Here is a 17632-nt window from a genome sequence, read left to right as displayed (position 1 = left end):
ACGCAAGCGAGAGGAGAGCCCTGTGGGTTCGAAAGCGTCCAGAGCGGAATCACCCGCATCTCCCGGCGCGATCTTCGCCCTGATCCGGGGCGGCGCGGCCACCACGCGTCGCGAAGTGGCACGTGCCACCGGGCTCGCGCCGTCGACCGCCTCGCTCCGCGTCGAAGAACTCATCGATGCCGGATGGGTGTCGGAACGGACCGACGGCAGCATGGCCGGACGACCGGCGCGACGACTTGCCGTCAATCGAGATCGAGGTATCGCATCCTCGATCTCTCTGGGCGCGAATCATATGTCGGTCGACATCGCGGATGCGACGGGTGCGAGCATCGCGACCCGATCTATTCCGTATTCTGCGGTCGACGGCCCCGCCTCAGCGCTGGATTTCGGATGCGCGCAACTCGCAGAGATCATCAGTGAGAGCGGCAGCACCGCGGCGTTGCTCGGAGTCACGCTCGGGCTGCCCACTCCCATCGACGCCACCACTGGCACAGCCACCGCATCCATCCAGGCGCCCGGATGGGATCGACTCGACATCCTCGGCGAGCTGCGTTCTCGCGTCGGAGGATACGCACTGGTCGAGAACGATGCGAATCTTCTGGCGGTCGCCGCCCTCGACACCGTCCCCGTCCCGAACCCGCACCTGATCGCCGTCAAGGCGGGCAGCAGAATCGGATCGGGTTTCGTCTCGGGTGGCGTGCTCCATCGAGGCGCATCGGGTGCCGGAGGCGAGTTCAGCCACACGCCCACAGGCGCGGCATCGGTCATCGCCTGCTCCTGCGGCAACTCGGGATGCTTGGAGTCCGTCGCGAGCGGGGCAGCGGTCGTGGCTCGCCTGCGTGCGCTGGGCGCCGATGTGACGACTGTCGACGAGATCGTCACACTCGCCGGGCATGGCGATGCGGTAATCATTGAGCTCGTGCGTACAGCAGGATCCCTGGTAGGTGAAGTCCTCGCTCAGGCGGTCAACTTCGTCAACCCGCACGCCGTGATACTGGGCGGCGCGATGTCATCGATCCCCGACTTCGTCGCGTCCGTGCGAGCGGTCCTGTTCCAGCACTGTCTTCCCGTCGTGTCGTCGGTGCTGTCCATCCGTGAGATCGAGGATGGTAGCACCGCAGAGGGCCGCGGCGGCATCCGCCTGCTTCTCGATGCGATCCTGAGCCCGGATGCGATCGATGCCGATCTCACCGCGAGCAGAACTGCGATCACGCACCCCTGAGCGACCGAAAGACGGAGTCGGGAAGGCGCTCGACGCGACCAGGCCGTGGCTCGGATGGCATCGAACGTCTCGCCGATCGACGTGATGCTTCTTCCTTCACCGAGGGCAGTAGTTGCCGCGCTAGCGCTGGACCATGAACCGTTGGTGTCGGCTTGCCCTCATATGTTACTCAAAGGTCGCAGCCGCTGGACGTTCGATTGTTGCGACAACATCGTTGTTCTGATCTACCAGTGTGATGTGGACGTAAGTGCATCCGATCGAGCGAATTCGCTTGCTGTACGCGATTCCATCAGTGCGACGTCTAGCGCGTGTGGAGTTTCGGACGCCTGCCTCGCCCGTCGTGACCTCGACTGCATGCCTGCCCAAAGCGTGCGACGCCATCTCGGGGTCGGATGTAATCGCGCTTGCCCGGCCCCCTCGCAGGGTGCCGGGCAAGCGTCTCCGATCGTCAGTTGTGTCGGAGTCGACCGTTTAGGCCAGCGAACGGATCCGTTCGAACTCCGCTTTGAACTCCGCCTCGAGGCGCGCCTTCGTTGCATCGTCAGCGAAGCTTCCCTTGACGCCGGCGAGTGAGTAGCGTTCGGCGTCCTCGACAGTCCACTTCATGTGAAGTGCTGCATCGATGAAGCAGTCATGGAGTTCGGGTCCGATCAGCGCAGGATCGTCCGAGTTGACAGAGATATTCCAGCCCGCCTCCTGCATCGCGATGTAGTCCCGGATACGACCGGGGACCTCCCATGCCGGGTAATCGACGAACCAGCAAGCGGAAACCGGAAGCTGGGACTTGGCGATGCGGTTCCGCAGCTCTTCATCTTCGAGCGCCGCGTAACCATGGTCGAGTCGATCAACCTTGAGGAGGTCCAGCGCCTCCAGCACCTCATCTGGGTTCCCGTGCTCGCCAGCATGTGCGGAGAGCTTCAGGCCGGCTTCGCGCGCAAGATCGTATGCCGCGATGAACTCCGAGGGACGCCCTGCCTTCTCGTCGGAGTCCAGTCCGATTCCGACAACCCACTCGTGCGGGTGGCTGACGATCTCCCGGACGAGTTCCAGTGCAGCCTCCCCGCCTCGCTCCCGATTGATCGCCGGAACGATACGTGAGACAACACCCACTTCCTCTTCAGCCGCCTGCGCGCCCGCTGTGATTCCTTTGAGCATCTCCGAGTAGCTGAGGTGCGGATGGTCCTGCGGGTCGAAGTAGTGTTCGCGGTAGCGCACACCTCCGCTCGCTGCGACCTTCAGGCTCTCGTACGTGATCTCCTCGAAGTCACGGGCGGTCTGCATCGAATCGGTGATGGCGTGAAGGACCTGCAAGCCCTCGTCGAAGTTCGCGAAGCGGTAACGCCCCCCGTCCCGGACCGCGGATTCCGGGATCGCGACGCCGTGGCTCTTTGCCAGCCGAGCTGCCATCTCAGTGGGCACACACCCTCCGAGGTGACAGTGAATCTCCGCCTTAGGCAGAGCGAGCAGATACTCCTTGCTCAGCCCTGTGGCGACTGGTGTTGCATCAAATGACGTACTCATGAGCCTCCTTGCAGACTTGTATCGATTCACATCGTAATCGAGTCCGGCGTCGTGTCAACCTCGGGGTCACGATCCGCCAGTCAGGCGGCCGTTAATTTGAAGATCTTCTGATCACGAGGCGCGGCGTAAACCTCGTGTGCTGGTGCTCATGCGTCGGGTTCTCAGATTCGTCCATCAGAAGTCGTGCCGCAGCACGTCCTAGCTCCCGCGTGGGACCCGCAATAGATGTAAGCGGCACCGCTGCGGAGCGGGCGTACTCAATGTCGTCGTAACCCACCACGGCGAGATCCTTCGGTATGGACAAGCCGGCCTCAATACAGCCCTGGATGAGCCCGATCGCCAACAGATCGTTGGCGCAGAACGCTGCCGTAGGACGAGACGACGCGGGCATGGCCGCAATCTGCTCGGCGATCTGTCGGCCGTCTTGCACTGTAAGACCCGCCGAGACGACATCGAAAGGGGCCCAACTGTTATCACCAGTACTCGATCCCGCTCCAAAGAATCCGGCGCGGCGCGCCCTTACCTGGCGCACGCCTTCTGGGCCGACGAAGGCGATTCGCGAGTGCCCCCGCTCAGCGAGATGCTCCCCCGCTAGTCTCCCGCCATAGTGATCGTCAACGGTTACAGAGCAGTGCAGGTCGGTAGGGGTCGCGTCGTCGAGGAGGACGACCGGCGTGCCACGCTGCGGCAGCAGATCAATGAGCCTATCTGCGTCAGCGACGGGAGTGATGACCACTCCGAGTACCCGCTGCTGTTCCAGCCGACCCAGATACGCCGCCTGGCGTTGCACCTCCTGGTGGCTGTTACATAGGAACAACGAAAGGTCTTCGCGCTCGACGACCTCCTGCACGCCAGCAGCGATCTCAGTGAAGAAGGGGTTCGCCACATCCGACGCCACGAAAGCGACGGTTCGGCTTTTCCCCGCACGTAGATGCCGCGCGGACTCGTTCCGTACAAAACCGAGCTCCGTCATTGCGGACTCGACCCGCTCTCGCGTTGAAGCCGCAACTCGTCCAGGGATGTTGAGAACGTTGGACACAGTCGAGACCGAGACGCCAGCGAGTTGCGCGACGTCCTTCACGCGGGGGGCCTTCATTGCGCTGTTCACGAGTACAGCCTATTTGCGAGATCGAGGCGAGCATACGACCGGCGCAACAGTCTCATCACTTCGGGGAACCTGGCCTGTCGCGGTTGCGCGAAGGGAGTTGTATCGATCTATCTTGTGAATCGATACAACTTGCCGTAATCTCGCCTCAAGGCAGTCGCCACCCTGAGCGCGACACCGCCCCTGACAGTCGTTTACAAAGGAGTAGCACTATGAGCCGTACTGGGATGGCCCGACACAGTCCCAACCCCTGGTGGGTTGCGACAGTCAGTGGCATGGCTTCGTACGTTGACGCAGCAGTAATCGTTGGCACGGGTATCGCTCTCGTGCTCTACCAGCAGTCGATCGGCATCACTCCCGACCAGATTGGAATTCTGTCCGGAGCGCTGACACTGAGCATCGCGCTCGGGGCACTGGTCGGGGGAAGGCTTGGTGACCGCTTCGGCCGTCGGAGCGTCTTCATGACCACTATGGCCATGATCATGCTGGGTGCTTCGCTACTGGTTCTGAGCGTAGAGTTCCCCCTCCTGCTTCTGGGGATCATTCTCGCGGGACTAGGGACCGGAGCCGACCTGCCTGTCTCCCTGGCCACGATCGCGGAGGCAGCCAGCGACAAGCACCGCGGAGCGCAGATCGGCCTTTCGGCTGTCCTCTGGACAGTTGGAGTGCTAGTTCCCGTCACGCTTTCGATCTTCATCGGCGGCTGGGGTCACGCGGGCGGTCAGATTCTCTTCGGCCAGGTTGGGGTAGTCGCTTTCGTGCTTCTCCTCCTCCGAATCAGCATTCCTGAGTCGCCGATGTGGGAGCAGGCGCGCGCAGAGCGCCTAGCGGGCAAGCACACAAACCGCGCGGAGAAGGCGGGCATTCGAGATCTGCTGAAGCGCCCGTACGGGGTTTTCTTCCTTGCGCTGCTCGTGTTCTACGCGCTGACCAACGTCGCGTCGAACACAAATGGGCAGTTCGGCACGTACCTTGCCGTGAACGTCGCGAACATCTCAGTGCAGCTGAACTCGATCATCGGCTTCTGCACCCTCCCGGTGTATATCATCCTTGGACTCGTCTTCATGCGAATCGTAGACACCCGTTACCGAATGACGTTCTTCGTTATCGGGGGGATCTCGTTGCTGCTGGGCTATGGCATCCCCGCGGCGTTCGGATTCAACGTCACCACGATCATCATCATGAATGTGCTGACGGCCATCGGCGGCGCCTTCGCCTTCGAAGGGATTCTGAAGATTTGGGCGCAAGAGTCTTTCCCGACCCTTCTTCGCTCGACAGCTCAGGGAGTGATCTTCGCCGTCGGTCGAGTGGCCGCCGCTGGCCTGGCGTTCTTCACCCCGGCGATCGCCGCAGTGAGCTTCCAGGGTCTCTACCTCGGCCTAACGATCATCGTTGCTGTTGGTCTCCTCGCAGCTTGGATCACCTTCCGGCGCGTACAGCGAACACAGTTCGCCGCGGAAGCACGGGAAGACGCCACCGCTGACTCCGAGGCGGCCACGGTGCCCCCCTCCGTTGAGACGCAGTCGTAGGTCTCCGATGGCTAGACCCCACGGCGAAACGATGCGGCGGAAGATAGGGGTCATGTACTTCCACGAGGAAGCTGAGTCTCCGATATACACCTCAGGCACCACGCCGCATCTGGTGGTTGGGAGCGAGCCCAGGCTCCCAGGGCCTCCCCCTTTGGCTGGAGCCGCCGCGGCGCATTTCGCGGCATGGCTGACCCTCCGCGGACCGTGGCGCGTCCATCTCTCGTCAAAGTAGCGGATTGGGCAGCCGCGGGGCTGAGAGTCCCGGGGCTGCCCTTCGCTCACGACCTCCAACGCAAGACTCCCCAAGTACCAATGGTTGAGCCGAAGGGATTGGCAATGCATTTGCACGACGACGCTGTGCCTCCGGGATTTATGTCGCCGCAGGAACTGCTGCGAGAGGAGAACACTCTGGTGATCCAGAGGTTCGATGAGAGGATCAGCTACGAGATGGGGTGCGAGGTTGCTGATCGAGCAATTGCCTTGGGACTTCCGCTGAGTATCTCAATCCGTGTGGAGGATCGCGAGACCTTCCGGGTGATGTTGCCCGGCTCGCCACCGATAGGCACTGTCGTGTTGGATGCGAAGTACAGGACTGCCGCCCGCGGTGGACACTCCAGCCTCTACGAGCGGAATTTGCGGATCGCGCGGCTGACAACTTTCGAGGAAGAGACCGGCCTTGCGTTCCCGGACCATGCGCCGTTCGGCGGCGCAGTGCCGGTGCGATCCAGCGCATCTGGAGAGATACGCGGCTGGGTGGTTATCACGGGATTGTCTCAAGAGGAGGATCACGCAATCGCCGTGGGTGCAATTCGAAACGTGATCGCGCGGACGAAGTCGGCGAGCCCCGCGTGATGAGCGATCAGATTGAGCACGCTGGGCCGTCGATTCGGGTAGCGATGGTGGGTTCCGGCGGACGAGCCGGCGCCCAGGTTGAGTCGATGCGACGAAGTGGGCGGGCAGTTCCCGTCGGCTTTTGGAATCGAACGCAGGCGGTTGCTGATGCCCGATCCCGCGAGGCCGGTCTAGACCGTGGGTTTGCCACAATCACCGAGATGATTCAAGCGACGGTACCGGACGTGGTGAGTGTGGTCACGCATCCGACGGCGCGTCTGGCGCTTCTCAGGGAGACCATCGCAGCTGGCGCTCGGGTGATCCTGCTTGAGAAGCCAATCGCTCTCACGCCCGCGGAGCTGCGGGAGATCGAGGCTATGACCTCTGATGTGTTCGTCGCTGTCAATACGCAATACCGATGGATGACCCATTGGGAGCGCTTTTGGCAAACACTGCGAGACGGGCGGATCGGTGAAATACGCAACATCCGGGCTAGCACCGGCGTTGACATCCTGGAACAGGGTCCTCACCTCCTGAGCCTGGCGCTCACTGCCGCGAGGGCGGCCGGCCTGCCGATGCCGACGTGGGTGCTCGCAGGTGGCTCCGGAGATAGCCACTACGGCGAGATTCGCGTCCCGTCAGATCTGACTGCCGTCATGGATCTTGGCCCCGCCCGGCTGCAGGTTCTCGCAGGAGGCGCCGCGCCCCTTTCTGCCGAGGAAGACTTGATTTACTTCCAACAGCAAGTCGAGATCATCGGCTCCAGAGGCCGCTTGTGGGCGTCGTTGACAAGAGGTTGGGAGATGTGGGCAGAGGATGAGGTCAGCTCGGGGATCACCCAGTGGCCTCGCGATGACCATCAAGCGCAAGCTGCTCTTTTCGCTGATCTCGCCGACGCTGTTCACACCCCATCGCTCCGGGCACAATTTCCTACCTCAATCACTCGAGCCGCGGAAGAGACATCCCTGCTCTTCGCATGCATCGAATCAGCTCGCTCGCAAAGGACCGTGCACCGCGACAGCTGGTCGATGTGATTACTTACAGCAGTGCCTGCGCGCCGCGGCGCGTCGGACGTCGCCTATGAGCGCGCTTGGGCCGACTCCCGAATCACCATTCCCACCGGAACGACAACATGCTGGGACTGCGAGCCCGGATTGCGAATCGCTGCCGAGATCAACTCGACGGCTGCGCGCGCAGTTTCTGGCAGGGGTGAGCGAACGGTCGTCAGAGGAGGACTCAAGTATCTCGCTGCAGGGATGTCGTCATAGCCAACGATCGACAGATCAGCCGGGATCCGGACTCGCATCGCCTTCGCTGCAACAGCTATACCAACGGCGATGATGTCACTAGCAGCGAACACCGCGGTCGGACGGGACTGCGAGGCGAGCATTTGGGTCAATGCGGTCGCACCGTACTCTTCCGTAAACGATCCGACTCCGTAGAACTGGCTGTCCGGATCTATGTCATGCGCACGCAACACGTCGATGTACGCGCGATAGCGTTCCTGAGCGGTCCGCGTCGCACTCGACCCCGAAACGAATCCGATCTCGCGATGGCCGAGACCAACCAAATAGGACACCGCTTGGAACGCTCCGGAGTAGTCGTCCTGAAAGACCGTTGACGAGTCCTCGGAGAGCTCCTGCGGTTCATCGACCACTACGACAGGAAGACCAGAGCGAACTCCCTCGTCGAGGGACTCATTCCGTGTTGTCATGCCTACGTAAAGCAACCCGTGCAGCCCGAGACTTTGGGCAAGCTCCACATGACTGCGCTCATTCCGAGAGAGGTAAGCGGCAGAGAATACCGCAACGGATATCGACTTCTGGGTCGCCGCAGCGATGATCTCTTCGGCGAGGACGGCGAAGTACGGGTTGGTGAGTTCAGGGACGATAAGCCCGACGGTCACCGCTGGTCTCGCTTCCGCGCGTCTGACTCGAGGGCGATGCACGTATCCGAGAGCTGCGACCGCCTGATCAATCCGTGATCTGGTCTCGCCGGTCAAGGTGAGCGACCCGTTCAGGTACCGGGAGACGGTCGATGGAGACACCGACGCGGCCTTGGCTACCTGTTGAATCGTCACCTGTCACCTTCTCGGAAGTAGAGCGCACCGGCGAAGCGCTCCTCAGAGCTTACAAGGCGTCACCGCTTACGCAATTTCAGTGTTGTTGCGTAACAGTAGAACAACTTGTGTTGTTTTTGTGCGAGCTTGCTGTCAGTATCGAGGCATGACAGACCTGAGTATCCAGAAGGCGCCCGCGCCCGTCTCCCAACGACCGACCATCCCCTCCGAAGAGCTCGCTCAGCGGCTCACCCGCGTGCAGACCCTCGCTGAGTCCCTCGAGCTCGACGGGATCATCGTGTACGGGGATGACCGAGCCACGATGGGCGCCGGCCACGTCCGGTGGCTGGTCGACTACTTCCCCCACTTCGAGCCCATCGCGATCCTCGTCGCACCGGGCAGAGATCCGGTCGCGATCACCGGGCCCGAATCAGGGTCTTACATCGAGGCGTCATCGCGCTTCCATGGCGAGATCGCAGTCACCGACGAGTTCGTTCACCCGGACGAGGAGTACGCCTACGCGACGGTTGTGTCGCTCGATTCAGTACTGAAGCGTGTTCTTTCGATCCGACCGGGCTCGCGGCCACAGCTGGGCCTGGTCGGAGCGGAGATGATCTCGCCTCTCATCAATGCCAGCCTGCGTCAGCTCGCTGACATCACCGTCGTCGACAAGCAGTACTCGGAGCTCCGTGCCCGCAAGACGCCCGCGGAACAAGCAGTCATCCGCTACGCATACGAAATCGCAGAGCAGGGTGTGCTGGCCGCCATGGCTGCCATCGCGTCAGGCGATGTCACTGAACGCGAGGTGGGTGCGGAAATCGACTACGTGCTGCGGCGCTGGGGAGCTGAAGGCACCGGCATCGACACGATCGTAGCCGCGGGCCGTGAGCACACTTACCCGATCCTCCATCGCACGAGCAATCGCCTCATTCGGTCAGGGGACAGCGTCATCCTCACCGTGGCGCCGCGATACGAGGGCTATCACGGAGCGATCGGTCGCACGGTGCTCGTGGGCGACGTCGACTCTCGCGTCCGAGAGGCACGGGACATCGCGATCGAGGCGCAGCGTGCAACCGCCGCTGTCCTGAGACCGGGCACTACAGCGGTAGAGGCGGATCGAACTGCGAGAAGCGTGTTGAACAACGCCGGATACGGCGATTACTTCCTGTACTCCGGTATTCATAGCATCGGCACGATGGAGTTCGAGGCGCCGATCCTGGCCAGCTTCGGCGACACCACGGTGGAGTCCGAGATGATCTTCTCGATCGACATTCCGATGTTCCATGCGCCGTTCGGTGGGCTGCGTATCGAAGATGGCTTCCGCGTGACCGACGGCGAAGCCGAGCCACTGCAGACGGTCGCGTCGGCGCTAGACGTCAACTGATGTGTCGGTTCCTGCTGGAGGCTGCTGATCAAGCCGCGGAGAGTCGACGCGGATGTTGAACATCGATCTGGTGTTCGAGATTCTCGGTTGGGCCGGATCCCTTCTCCTGGTCATCTCGATACTTCAGACGAGGATCGTGTGGTTGCGCGTTCTGAATCTCGCCGCGTGCGTGGTGTTGCTCGTATACAACTTCTGGTTGCCTTCGTGGCCGATGATTGCGATGAACGCGGCTCTGGTCGCTATCAACGTCGTGAATCTTGTGCGACTGCGCAGCGCGACGGTCCCGAACGTGCAGGGATCAGTACAGAAGTCCCACGATTCTCCCGCCGGGCGGAGATCTGGGACAGCCGAAAGCGGTGGAACTATCCGCCGATGAACAGACTCGCTCGGAGTTCAGTGCTCGGCCTCTTGAGGGCGAGCACTGAACTCCGAGCCACGCTCTAGTACGACGCTCGACGTGGAGTCCGAGCGCGCGACGCGGGGAAGATACTGCGCTTCAAGCGCGCTGAGGAGTGGGCGCGGGAACACGCACCTTTGTTGGCAGTCCCTAGATCGTCCACTCGATCACCACCGCTCCCCCACCGCGACTGCGTCTCCTACAAGGCTGCCGGGCGAGAGTGAGGATGCGGCACGGCGAAGCGGCTACTGCGACGGACGCACCCGCGCGGCTCGAAGCCACCGCCGATCACCTTCGCATGGACGACGGGCAGGGTTCGCTGGAGCCGGGGAGGTTACCGACCGGGGGCTCGATGCCGTTTCGCGGAGAACTAGCAGCGCATTGACGCGATCCCTCAGGACGGTGCAGTCGTGGATCACGCGGCGCTGCCGGAGCGGCCACTGCGGCGACCGAAATCGCCAGTCCGTGGAGGAGGAATCAGGCTGTGTACATCTTTTGACCACCGCGAACACCTCCCTGCACGCAATGCTGAATGAAGGTTAGCCACCCAGGATCGAGGCGTAGGCGGCTTCGAGCGACCCGGCCACCGCGGGCGACTCGCCGAGGTAGCCGTTCACCATCGCACCGTCCCTGAGGATCATGAGCTGGTTCGCCACCGAGCCGACGTCACCCGTGCCCGATTGTTCGGCGATACGAGCGAAGAAGTCGAGAACCCAGCCGCGGTGAACATCGACGGCGATGCGCACCGGGTCGTCGCGATCGGGATACTCCGCCGCTGCGTTGATGAAGGCGCAGCCGCGAAACCCGGGGCTGCAGCTCGCCGCCCCAATGCCTGCTGCGACGGTGCGGGCCGTAGCAAGTGGATCGCCGTCGTGGACTGTGCTCTCCAGCCAGGCTCGCTCAGCGGCCGACTGCTGCTCGAGATAGGCGACGACGAGGTCGCTCTTCGCACGGAAGTGCCGGTAAAAAGTCACCTTCGTGATGCCGACCTGCTCGATGATGCGGTCAGCGCTCGTCGCGCGAATGCCCTGCTCGTAAAAGAGCTCATTCGCGGCGCCGAGGATCCGCTGTCGTGTGCCCGCGCCGCGATTCCTCGCCTCGGGGAGGTCGGTTTCTTCGTGCACTTTTGACTCCGGTCTGGATCGGGCTGGTTGCGCCAGCGCTGAAAGCAGTCTATGGTTTCCTACGTAGACGTACTAGTAACTCTACCAATCGACTTCCGACAAGAAAAGAGCTGAAATGTCCGACCTCCGTCCTTCGACCACCTTGGGCAGCGCGCTGCGCCGCCTCTACTTTGTCCGCTTCGGTTTCACCGTTGTCTGGGCCGCACTGTTGTTCCTGGCCGGCGGCGCCTTGGGACCGTTCCTCACGATCCTGCTTATCCTGTATCCCCTCTTCGACGCTGGGTCGGTCTTCTGGCAGATCCGCGCTGAAGGCGAGAACCGCCGGGCGAAGGTGTCGGAGTGGATCAACGTCGTCGTTAGCGTGCTGGTCGCGATCACCCTCGGCTGGGCGTCGACGGTGTCCGCCGCGACCGCACTGACCGTGTGGGGCGTCTGGGCGATCGGCGCCGGACTCCCCCAGCTCATCACCGCCATCCGCAATCGCCGCTCCGGCGGCCAGGTGCCGCAGATGCTCTCCGGCGGGATCTCGCTGTTCGCCGGCGCCGCATTCGCCGCCCAAGGTTTGCAGGGCAGCGGGATGATCACCGGAGTCGCGGGCTACGCCCTGCTCGGCGCGGTGTTCTTCCTGATCTCCGCCATCCGCCTGTCCGTCGTGCTCAAGAAGCAGGTGGCCGCATGACCGCCCCCGCAGCATACGACTACGACCTGATCGTCATTGGCGGAGGGCCTGTCGGTGAGAACGTGGCCGACTATGCCACGAAGCGCGGCGTTCGCGTCGCCATCGTCGAATCCGAACTTGTCGGCGGCGAATGCTCGTACTGGGCGTGCATGCCCTCGAAGGCGCTCCTCCGCAGCGGGCATGCGATCCGCGCCGCCCGGCGCCTCGCCGGAGCGCGGGAGGCGGTCGCCGATCACCTGGATGCCGCGGCCGTGCTCGCACGACGCACGACGTTCACCGATGACTGGAAGGACGACGGTCAGGTCTCCTGGCTCGAATCCGCCGACATCGATCTCATCCGTGGCCGTGGCCGCATCACCGGCGCCGGAGAGGTGACCGTCGGCGATCGTGCCTACTCCGCGAAGGCCGTCGCGGTCGCAACCGGTTCCGTTCCGGTGCTTCCGCCGATCCCCGGTCTCGCTGACGCGGCGCCGTGGGGCACGAGGGAAGCCACCTCCGCCGACCGCGTCCCGCCTCGGCTTGCGATCATCGGGGGCGGCGTCGCCGGCACGGAGCTCGCCTTCGCGTTCTCGTCTCTCGGCTCGCAGGTCACGCTGCTCTCTCGCACTCGTCTGCTCGAGCGCGAAGAGCCGTTCGTCGGCGAGCACGTCGCCGCCGCCCTGATCGCGGAGGGCGTGACGGTCGACACCGCGGCCAACCCCACCAGGATCGACCGCGACGCAGACGGCATCGTCACCATCACCCTCGACGACGGCACTACGGTCAGCGCCGACGAGTTCCTCGTGTCGACCGGGCGCCGCCCCGCCACCGACGACCTGGGCCTCGAGGATCTGGGTCTGGAGGTCGGACGCGGCATCGCCGTCGACGACACCATGCTCGTCACCGGGACCGACTGGCTGTACGCGGTCGGCGACGTCAACGGACGCGCACTGCTCACCCATCAGGGCAAGTATCAGGCGCGAGCGGCCGGAGAGGCCATCGCGGCACGACTCGACGGATCACCCGTCTCCGACGAGCTGTGGGGACAGCACGTCGCCACAGCGGATCACTCGGCAGTGCCGCGCGTCGTCTTCACCGACCCCGAGGTGGCCGCGGTCGGCCTCACCGAGGAGGGCGCGAAGCAGAAGCGACTCCGCTACCGCGCGGTCGAGTACAACCTCGGCTGGGTGGGGGGCGCGAAGCTGCATGCCGACGGCTACACCGGACACGCAAAGCTCATCGTCGATGAGGACCGGCGAGTGATCGTCGGCGCCACATTCGTCGGGCAGGACGTCGCCGAACTCGTACACGCCGCGACCATCGCCATCGTGGGCGAAGTCCCCATCGAGCGGCTCTGGCACGCAGTGCCCGCCTACCCCACCATCAGCGAGGTATGGCTCCGCCTCCTCGAGACGTACGGCCGACCGGCCGCATAGCGACTGATTCACCATCCACGAAAGGACCCTGTCACCATGCCCACGAAGATCACCCTCGTCATCGAGAACCCCGCCGACCCGCCCCGCTTCGAGGACGCCTACGCGGAGATCACGGACCTCGCCGCACAGCTCCCGGCCCTGCAGCGCCTCGAATCGGCGAAGGTCTGGCCGAAGGAGGACGGGACCCCGACCCCCGCGCACCGGACGCTCGACCTGTACTTCGAGACCTATGACGCGGCCTCGGCCGCTGTCGCCACGCCTGTTGCGGGAGAGTTTTTCCAGCGACTGATCGGCACCGGCGTGCCGTTCGTCGGCCTGTTCTCTGACATCGAGCAGGCCTGACCACATCCGGGCGACGTCGATCTGGGGACGACACCGCCCGGGTACCATGCCCCTCCTTTTCGCACCTGGGATAAGCGAGAAGGAGGGGCTCTTTCGTTCGGCACGGAGGCGATGAGCTCCGCGCGGGAACACTTCTCCGGGAGAAGGGTTCAACCGAGCTGGGCGCCGTCCGGCAGGTCGGTCGAGCGCGACAGGGCAGATCGAAAATCTGCCCAACTGCCGTCAGACTGATCCCTCAGAGGGCGCTCCTAGCATTGACCCTTCGTCATCGCGCGGGTGCACCAGGGGATGACGCGAGATTTCAACCCAGGCTCGATCAGGGTCAGCCGGGAGTGGCCGCAAGTGCACCGAGTGTGGCGAGTCTCTCAACGGACTCCGCGTCCTCCCCTGGGTAGTACATCACAAGGATCACATCCCCGATCGGCATCTTCTCTCGATGCAGCTTCAATCTACCGACCAGCGGATGCCGCAGCACCACAGTTCCGCCCTCGAGCACCCTGACATCATGCCGAGCCCATAATTATCTGAATCGCGCACTGGCCAGCGAAAGTTGGCCGATGCGCTCGACGGCCCGAGGTTCGTTCACCGCGCGTCCAAGCGAGTGACGAGCAGCCGCCGCGAACGAGGCGACCGAGCCTTCCCAATCCGTGTGAAACTCCCGCTCCTCCGGGTCGAGAAAAAGCGACCACAAGCGGTTCTCGCCCGAACCAAGTCGCGGCGAGAGCGCTGTTGCAAGCGAGTTTGACGCGAGGACATCAAAGTATCTGTTCTCCACGAATGCTGGGATGTGAACAGCACTCAGGAGATGCTGTATCCGATCCGGCACACGATCAACGTGGTGAAAACGCTTTTGCCGCAATCGTGGAGTCGTTAGTCCAAGAAGATGAGTCAGTTCGATCTCGTCCAGTTGCAGTACTCGCCCCAACGCATTGAGCACTTGCTCGGACGGGTTCACGTCGCGGCCGCGCTCTAGCCTCAGGTAGTAGTCCGCGCTGATGCCGGCCAGAAGCGCCACCTCTTCGCGTCTCAGCCCAGGCACTCGGCGGCGCCCATGCGCCGACAGGCCCACATCCTCGGGAAGAACCAATCCGCGACGCGCGCGAAGATACTCGCCGAGCTCATTCGATTGGCGCGCGTCCTTCACCTTGTCGAACATACTCGTCCGGACCGACTGCAGGGAGGTCCTGTCACTCCCCTGGATCCGCAGGCATATACCTCTGCCCCGCGCGGCGGGCGATCATCGATCCATTGAGCATCGAAAGGACGCAGCAATGGACATCCACAATCGCACCGCTCTCATCGTTGGCGGGACGTCCGGAATCGGACTGGGCCTCGCTCGACGCCTTGCGAACGCGGGCAGCACAGTCATAGTCACGGGACGCCACCCGTCTACAGAAACCCCCTTCGAAACGGAGATCATCGATGTCACCGATATCGAAGCCATTCACAACGCGCGTGATCGCATCGTTCGGGCCCACCCCACACTCGACCTGTTAGTCACGATGGCGGGAGTCATGCTTCTGGAGGACCTCCGTGATCCGACACACATCACGGCGACAGAGGAAACAATCGCGGTCAACCTCTTGGGGACAATCCGAACGATCAGTGCGTTCACGCCGCATCTCGCCAGTCGTGGTGCCGCGGACATCGTCACCGTGACGTCAGGAATTGCGTACCTTCCCTTCCCGCTGATGCCTTCGTACGGGGCGTCCAAGGCCGGAGTGCACGCTTTCACGGAGGCCCTTCACCCCCAGCTCGCGGGCACCGGAGTAAGTGTCACCGAGCTTGTTCCGCCCGCCGTCGCCACGTCCGGACAAGAGAAGCTGAACCCCGCAGCTCTACCGCTCGACGATTACCTCGACGACGTGATCAGCTTGATCACGATGAACCCCACGCCCGAGCAGATCATCGTCCGCGCCGCCGAGCGACTGAGGTGGGCCGAACGCGACGGCACTTACGCCGATCTCTTGGCCGCGCGCTCGCTCTCACTCAGCAGCTTGCCCGGTCGCTGAGAAGGTGTCTGGCTCTTTCCACGGCAGCCACCGATCAGTGGGAGGCATAGCGTCATCCACAAACTTGATTCTGTACCTACAGGTAGGTACAGTTTGATCGTGGACACTCGGGAGAAGCTAATCGGAGCCGCGCGCAGTCTGATGTGGGAACGCGGATATGGGGCGACAACGCCTCGTGAGATCTTGGAAGCCGCCGGGGCCGGTAAAGGAAGCATGTATCACCACTTTCGAGGGAAGGAGGCGATGGCGCAGGCCGCAATCGAGCGAAACACAGAGGAGATGCAAACCCAGATCGCGAGCGATCTAGACTCTGGCGAGAGCGCGCTGGCAAAGATGCGGGCGTACTTGACACGAGAGCGCGACGTTCTCAAAGGATGTCAATTTGGCCGCCTCGTGCAGGAGCCTGGAGTCGTGGACTCCTCCTTGCTCCGCGGCGGGGTTCAGGACATGTTCGCGTGGGTGCGCGGGCGACTCGCCGACGTCCTCTCCGCCGGAATCGAAGCCGGAGAGTTTAGTTCGAGTCTTGATTCCGCGAAGACAGCGGCGACTGTGGCCGCAACCTTGCAGGGAGCGTATGTGCTCGCTCGCGCCGCGCAAGACCCGTCGGTATTCGATGATGCGGTCGAGGGTGTGCTGGCACTGCTCGAGGCGGCACGAGCGTGAGTTCAACCACCATTGCCCCCAGCCGAACGGCGTGGTCGATGCGGGCGTGGGCGATCTACCTCGGATGGATCGTCATCACTCTCGACGGAAGTGCGTTGAATCTCGCGCTCCCGGCAATCGTCCGGGACCTGCGCACTTCGGCAGACGGAATCTCGTGGGTCGTGGATGCCTACACACTTCCCTTAGCCTCATTGCTTCTGCTCGGCGGAAGCCTCGGCGACCGCCTAGGCGCCGAGAGGCTGTTCCGCATCGGCGCGATCGGATTCGCGGCGTCGTCGATCGCATGCGCATTGAGCGAAACATTCGGGTTGCTGATCGGATTCCGCGTGGCGCAGGGTGTGTTCGCTGCGCTGCTTCTTCCCATGGTTCTCGCGCTGGCTGGAAAGGGCTTCGAAGATCCGAAGCAACGCTCGAGAGTCGTCAATTTGATGACCCTGTTCGGCGGGGCCGGGATGGCAGTCGGCCCTCTTCTCGGTGGTCTCCTCGCTGACACCACCGGGTGGCGTGCGGTGTTCTGGCTCACTGCTCCGATAGCGATCACGGCGGCAATCTTCGTCGGAGCCGGCGGCCCCGGCCGCATTCGGTCGTATCGCGCTCGGTTCGACCTGGCGGGACAGCTGACTGGCACGGCGGGCCTTCTAGCAGTCGTCGCCGGGCTTATCGAAGCCGGACGAAGCACCGACGTGGCGCTAATCACGACCCTCCTAGTCATTGGAGCCGCGATGCTCACCTCCTTCGTTCTGATAGAGCGGCGTTCGAGAGCTCCGATGATGCCACTTGGCGTATTTCGCAACAAAGAATTCACGGGTTCGGCCATCGGGGGTTTCGCATTCCAGTTTGGCGCTTACGGTCTTCAGTTCTTCCTTGCCCTATATATTCAAGCCGCGTGGGGAGTTTCAGCCTTGACCGGCGGCCTCTTGCTCATCTCGTTCGCGATTGGAACTATTCTGGCCAGCGCGTTGATCAACCCCTACCTCCTCCCTCGCGGTGGTCGCCTGATGATCGTTGCTGGTTCGGCCGCTGCCGCGTGCGGGACACTCCTTCTGCTCGCTGCGACGACGCCCGAGCGTTGGTGGATCCTTGTGACCGCAGAGTTCGTGATCGGCGCGGGGACTGCGATTTATTCAACGGCGCTGAACAAGACGGCGAGCACATCCCTCGGCGGGGAGTCAGCCGGCCTCGCGTCCGGCATATACAACACCTCTCGTCAAGTGGGACAGGCGGTTGGAATCGCGGTACTTGGTGCCCTCGCCACCATCGAAGACACCCGGTTCGGATTCATCGCCGCCGTCTTACTGATCCTGTGCTGCACCGCTGCTATCGCGGCCACGCGGGTGCGAAACTAGCTC

The 17632-nt window shown here is 63.1% G+C and carries 16 protein-coding genes and 1 pseudogene; 12 read left to right on the top strand and 5 right to left on the bottom strand.

Annotated features, from left to right (window positions below):
- The first annotated feature begins 22 nt into the window (after positions 1–22).
- Positions 23–1222 carry an ROK family transcriptional regulator gene (locus ACQ4LY_RS08270; protein WP_431075536.1) on the top strand — a complete coding sequence of 400 codons (1200 nt, stop codon included), beginning with the start codon at positions 23–25 and terminating at the stop codon, positions 1220–1222.
- Between the two features lie 471 nt (positions 1223–1693).
- Here the strand turns inward: ACQ4LY_RS08270 and add are convergent, their stop codons facing one another.
- Both add and ACQ4LY_RS08260 read right to left on the bottom strand, forming a co-directional pair.
- Positions 1694–2743, bottom strand: a complete 1050-nt coding sequence (gene add / locus ACQ4LY_RS08265; RefSeq protein ID WP_431075535.1) for an adenosine deaminase — start codon at positions 2741–2743, stop codon at positions 1694–1696.
- A gap of 91 nt (positions 2744–2834) precedes the next feature.
- Positions 2835–3851 (bottom strand): LacI family DNA-binding transcriptional regulator, encoded by a 1017-nt coding sequence (locus tag ACQ4LY_RS08260; protein WP_431075533.1) that lies wholly within the window; start codon positions 3849–3851, stop codon positions 2835–2837.
- A 272-nt stretch (positions 3852–4123) separates the two neighbouring features.
- On the opposite strand from ACQ4LY_RS08260, the gene ACQ4LY_RS08255 reads away from it, so the two are divergent.
- The 3 genes from ACQ4LY_RS08255 to ACQ4LY_RS08245 all read left to right on the top strand — a co-directional run bounded on the left by ACQ4LY_RS08255 (position 4124) and on the right by ACQ4LY_RS08245 (position 7242).
- Positions 4124–5377: an MFS transporter gene (locus tag ACQ4LY_RS08255; RefSeq protein ID WP_431075532.1), complete on the top strand. Its 1254-nt coding sequence runs from the start codon at positions 4124–4126 to the stop codon at positions 5375–5377.
- Between the two features lie 312 nt (positions 5378–5689).
- A complete protein-coding gene (locus tag ACQ4LY_RS08250) occupies positions 5690–6229 on the top strand; it encodes a heme-binding protein (RefSeq protein WP_431075531.1) in 540 nt (179 codons plus the stop codon).
- Positions 6229–7242: a Gfo/Idh/MocA family protein gene (locus ACQ4LY_RS08245; protein ID WP_431075530.1), complete on the top strand. Its 1014-nt coding sequence runs from the start codon at positions 6229–6231 to the stop codon at positions 7240–7242. Before ACQ4LY_RS08250 ends, ACQ4LY_RS08245 begins: the two co-directional genes overlap by 1 nt.
- A gap of 44 nt (positions 7243–7286) precedes the next feature.
- Here ACQ4LY_RS08245 and ACQ4LY_RS08240 read toward each other — a convergent pair whose 3' ends face one another.
- Positions 7287–8288, bottom strand: coding sequence for a LacI family DNA-binding transcriptional regulator (locus ACQ4LY_RS08240; protein ID WP_431075529.1), 1002 nt, complete (start codon positions 8286–8288; stop codon positions 7287–7289).
- A gap of 145 nt (positions 8289–8433) precedes the next feature.
- On the opposite strand from ACQ4LY_RS08240, the gene ACQ4LY_RS08235 reads away from it, so the two are divergent.
- Together ACQ4LY_RS08235 and ACQ4LY_RS08230 are read left to right on the top strand one after the other, a co-directional pair.
- Positions 8434–9651, top strand: coding sequence for a M24 family metallopeptidase (locus tag ACQ4LY_RS08235; RefSeq protein WP_431075528.1), 1218 nt, complete (start codon positions 8434–8436; stop codon positions 9649–9651).
- A gap of 52 nt (positions 9652–9703) precedes the next feature.
- Positions 9704–10027 (top strand): YgjV family protein, encoded by a 324-nt coding sequence (locus tag ACQ4LY_RS08230; RefSeq protein WP_431075527.1) that lies wholly within the window; start codon positions 9704–9706, stop codon positions 10025–10027.
- A 560-nt stretch (positions 10028–10587) separates the two neighbouring features.
- Here the strand turns inward: ACQ4LY_RS08230 and ACQ4LY_RS08225 are convergent.
- The gene (locus ACQ4LY_RS08225) at positions 10588–11172 is read right to left on the bottom strand and encodes a TetR/AcrR family transcriptional regulator (protein ID WP_431075526.1); all 585 of its coding nucleotides are present in this window, start codon (positions 11170–11172) and stop codon (positions 10588–10590) included.
- 115 nt (positions 11173–11287) lie between these two features.
- On the opposite strand from ACQ4LY_RS08225, the gene ACQ4LY_RS08220 reads away from it, so the two are divergent.
- Genes ACQ4LY_RS08220 through ACQ4LY_RS08210 form a run of 3 tightly spaced genes read left to right on the top strand, consistent with a single transcriptional unit; the run spans position 11288 to position 13608 of the window.
- Positions 11288–11851: a hypothetical protein gene (locus ACQ4LY_RS08220; protein WP_431075525.1), complete on the top strand. Its 564-nt coding sequence runs from the start codon at positions 11288–11290 to the stop codon at positions 11849–11851.
- Positions 11848–13266, top strand: coding sequence for a dihydrolipoyl dehydrogenase family protein (locus ACQ4LY_RS08215; protein WP_431075524.1), 1419 nt, complete (start codon positions 11848–11850; stop codon positions 13264–13266). Before ACQ4LY_RS08220 ends, ACQ4LY_RS08215 begins: the two co-directional genes overlap by 4 nt.
- A gap of 36 nt (positions 13267–13302) precedes the next feature.
- The gene (locus ACQ4LY_RS08210) at positions 13303–13608 is read left to right on the top strand and encodes an EthD family reductase (protein ID WP_431075523.1); all 306 of its coding nucleotides are present in this window, start codon (positions 13303–13305) and stop codon (positions 13606–13608) included.
- 322 nt (positions 13609–13930) lie between these two features.
- Here the strand turns inward: ACQ4LY_RS08210 and ACQ4LY_RS08205 are convergent.
- Positions 13931–14764, bottom strand: a pseudogene (locus ACQ4LY_RS08205) (helix-turn-helix transcriptional regulator).
- A 115-nt stretch (positions 14765–14879) separates the two neighbouring features.
- On the opposite strand from ACQ4LY_RS08205, the gene ACQ4LY_RS08200 reads away from it, so the two are divergent.
- From ACQ4LY_RS08200 to ACQ4LY_RS08190, 3 genes are all read left to right on the top strand, one after another.
- Entirely contained in the window at positions 14880–15620 is a 741-nt protein-coding gene (locus ACQ4LY_RS08200) for an SDR family oxidoreductase (protein WP_431075522.1), read from the top strand.
- 99 nt (positions 15621–15719) lie between these two features.
- Complete coding sequence (locus tag ACQ4LY_RS08195; RefSeq protein ID WP_431075521.1) at positions 15720–16283, top strand: TetR/AcrR family transcriptional regulator; 564 nt, start codon at positions 15720–15722, stop codon at positions 16281–16283.
- Positions 16280–17629, top strand: coding sequence for an MFS transporter (locus tag ACQ4LY_RS08190; RefSeq protein ID WP_431075520.1), 1350 nt, complete (start codon positions 16280–16282; stop codon positions 17627–17629). The genes ACQ4LY_RS08195 and ACQ4LY_RS08190 overlap by 4 nt, the downstream gene beginning before the upstream one ends.
- Positions 17630–17632 lie beyond the last annotated feature (3 nt).

This window comes from Microbacterium phyllosphaerae (assembly GCF_050628115.1).
GTDB lineage: Bacteria > Actinomycetota > Actinomycetes > Actinomycetales > Microbacteriaceae > Microbacterium > Microbacterium phyllosphaerae_A.
This window is presented reverse-complemented; position numbering and strand designations above follow the sequence as displayed.

Coding starts and splice junctions, on each gene's coding strand:
- ACQ4LY_RS08210 (WP_431075523.1), top strand. CDS start 13,303: ATGCCCACGAAGATCACCCTCGTCATCGAGAACCCCGCCGACCCGCCC.
- ACQ4LY_RS08250 (WP_431075531.1), top strand. CDS start 5,690: ATGGTTGAGCCGAAGGGATTGGCAATGCATTTGCACGACGACGCTGTG.
- ACQ4LY_RS08255 (WP_431075532.1), top strand. CDS start 4,124: ATGGCTTCGTACGTTGACGCAGCAGTAATCGTTGGCACGGGTATCGCT.
- ACQ4LY_RS08230 (WP_431075527.1), top strand. CDS start 9,704: ATGTTGAACATCGATCTGGTGTTCGAGATTCTCGGTTGGGCCGGATCC.
- ACQ4LY_RS08235 (WP_431075528.1), top strand. CDS start 8,434: ATGACAGACCTGAGTATCCAGAAGGCGCCCGCGCCCGTCTCCCAACGA.
- ACQ4LY_RS08215 (WP_431075524.1), top strand. CDS start 11,848: ATGACCGCCCCCGCAGCATACGACTACGACCTGATCGTCATTGGCGGA.
- add (WP_431075535.1), bottom strand. CDS start 2,743: ATGAGTACGTCATTTGATGCAACACCAGTCGCCACAGGGCTGAGCAAG.
- ACQ4LY_RS08220 (WP_431075525.1), top strand. CDS start 11,288: ATGTCCGACCTCCGTCCTTCGACCACCTTGGGCAGCGCGCTGCGCCGC.
- ACQ4LY_RS08245 (WP_431075530.1), top strand. CDS start 6,229: ATGAGCGATCAGATTGAGCACGCTGGGCCGTCGATTCGGGTAGCGATG.
- ACQ4LY_RS08200 (WP_431075522.1), top strand. CDS start 14,880: ATGGACATCCACAATCGCACCGCTCTCATCGTTGGCGGGACGTCCGGA.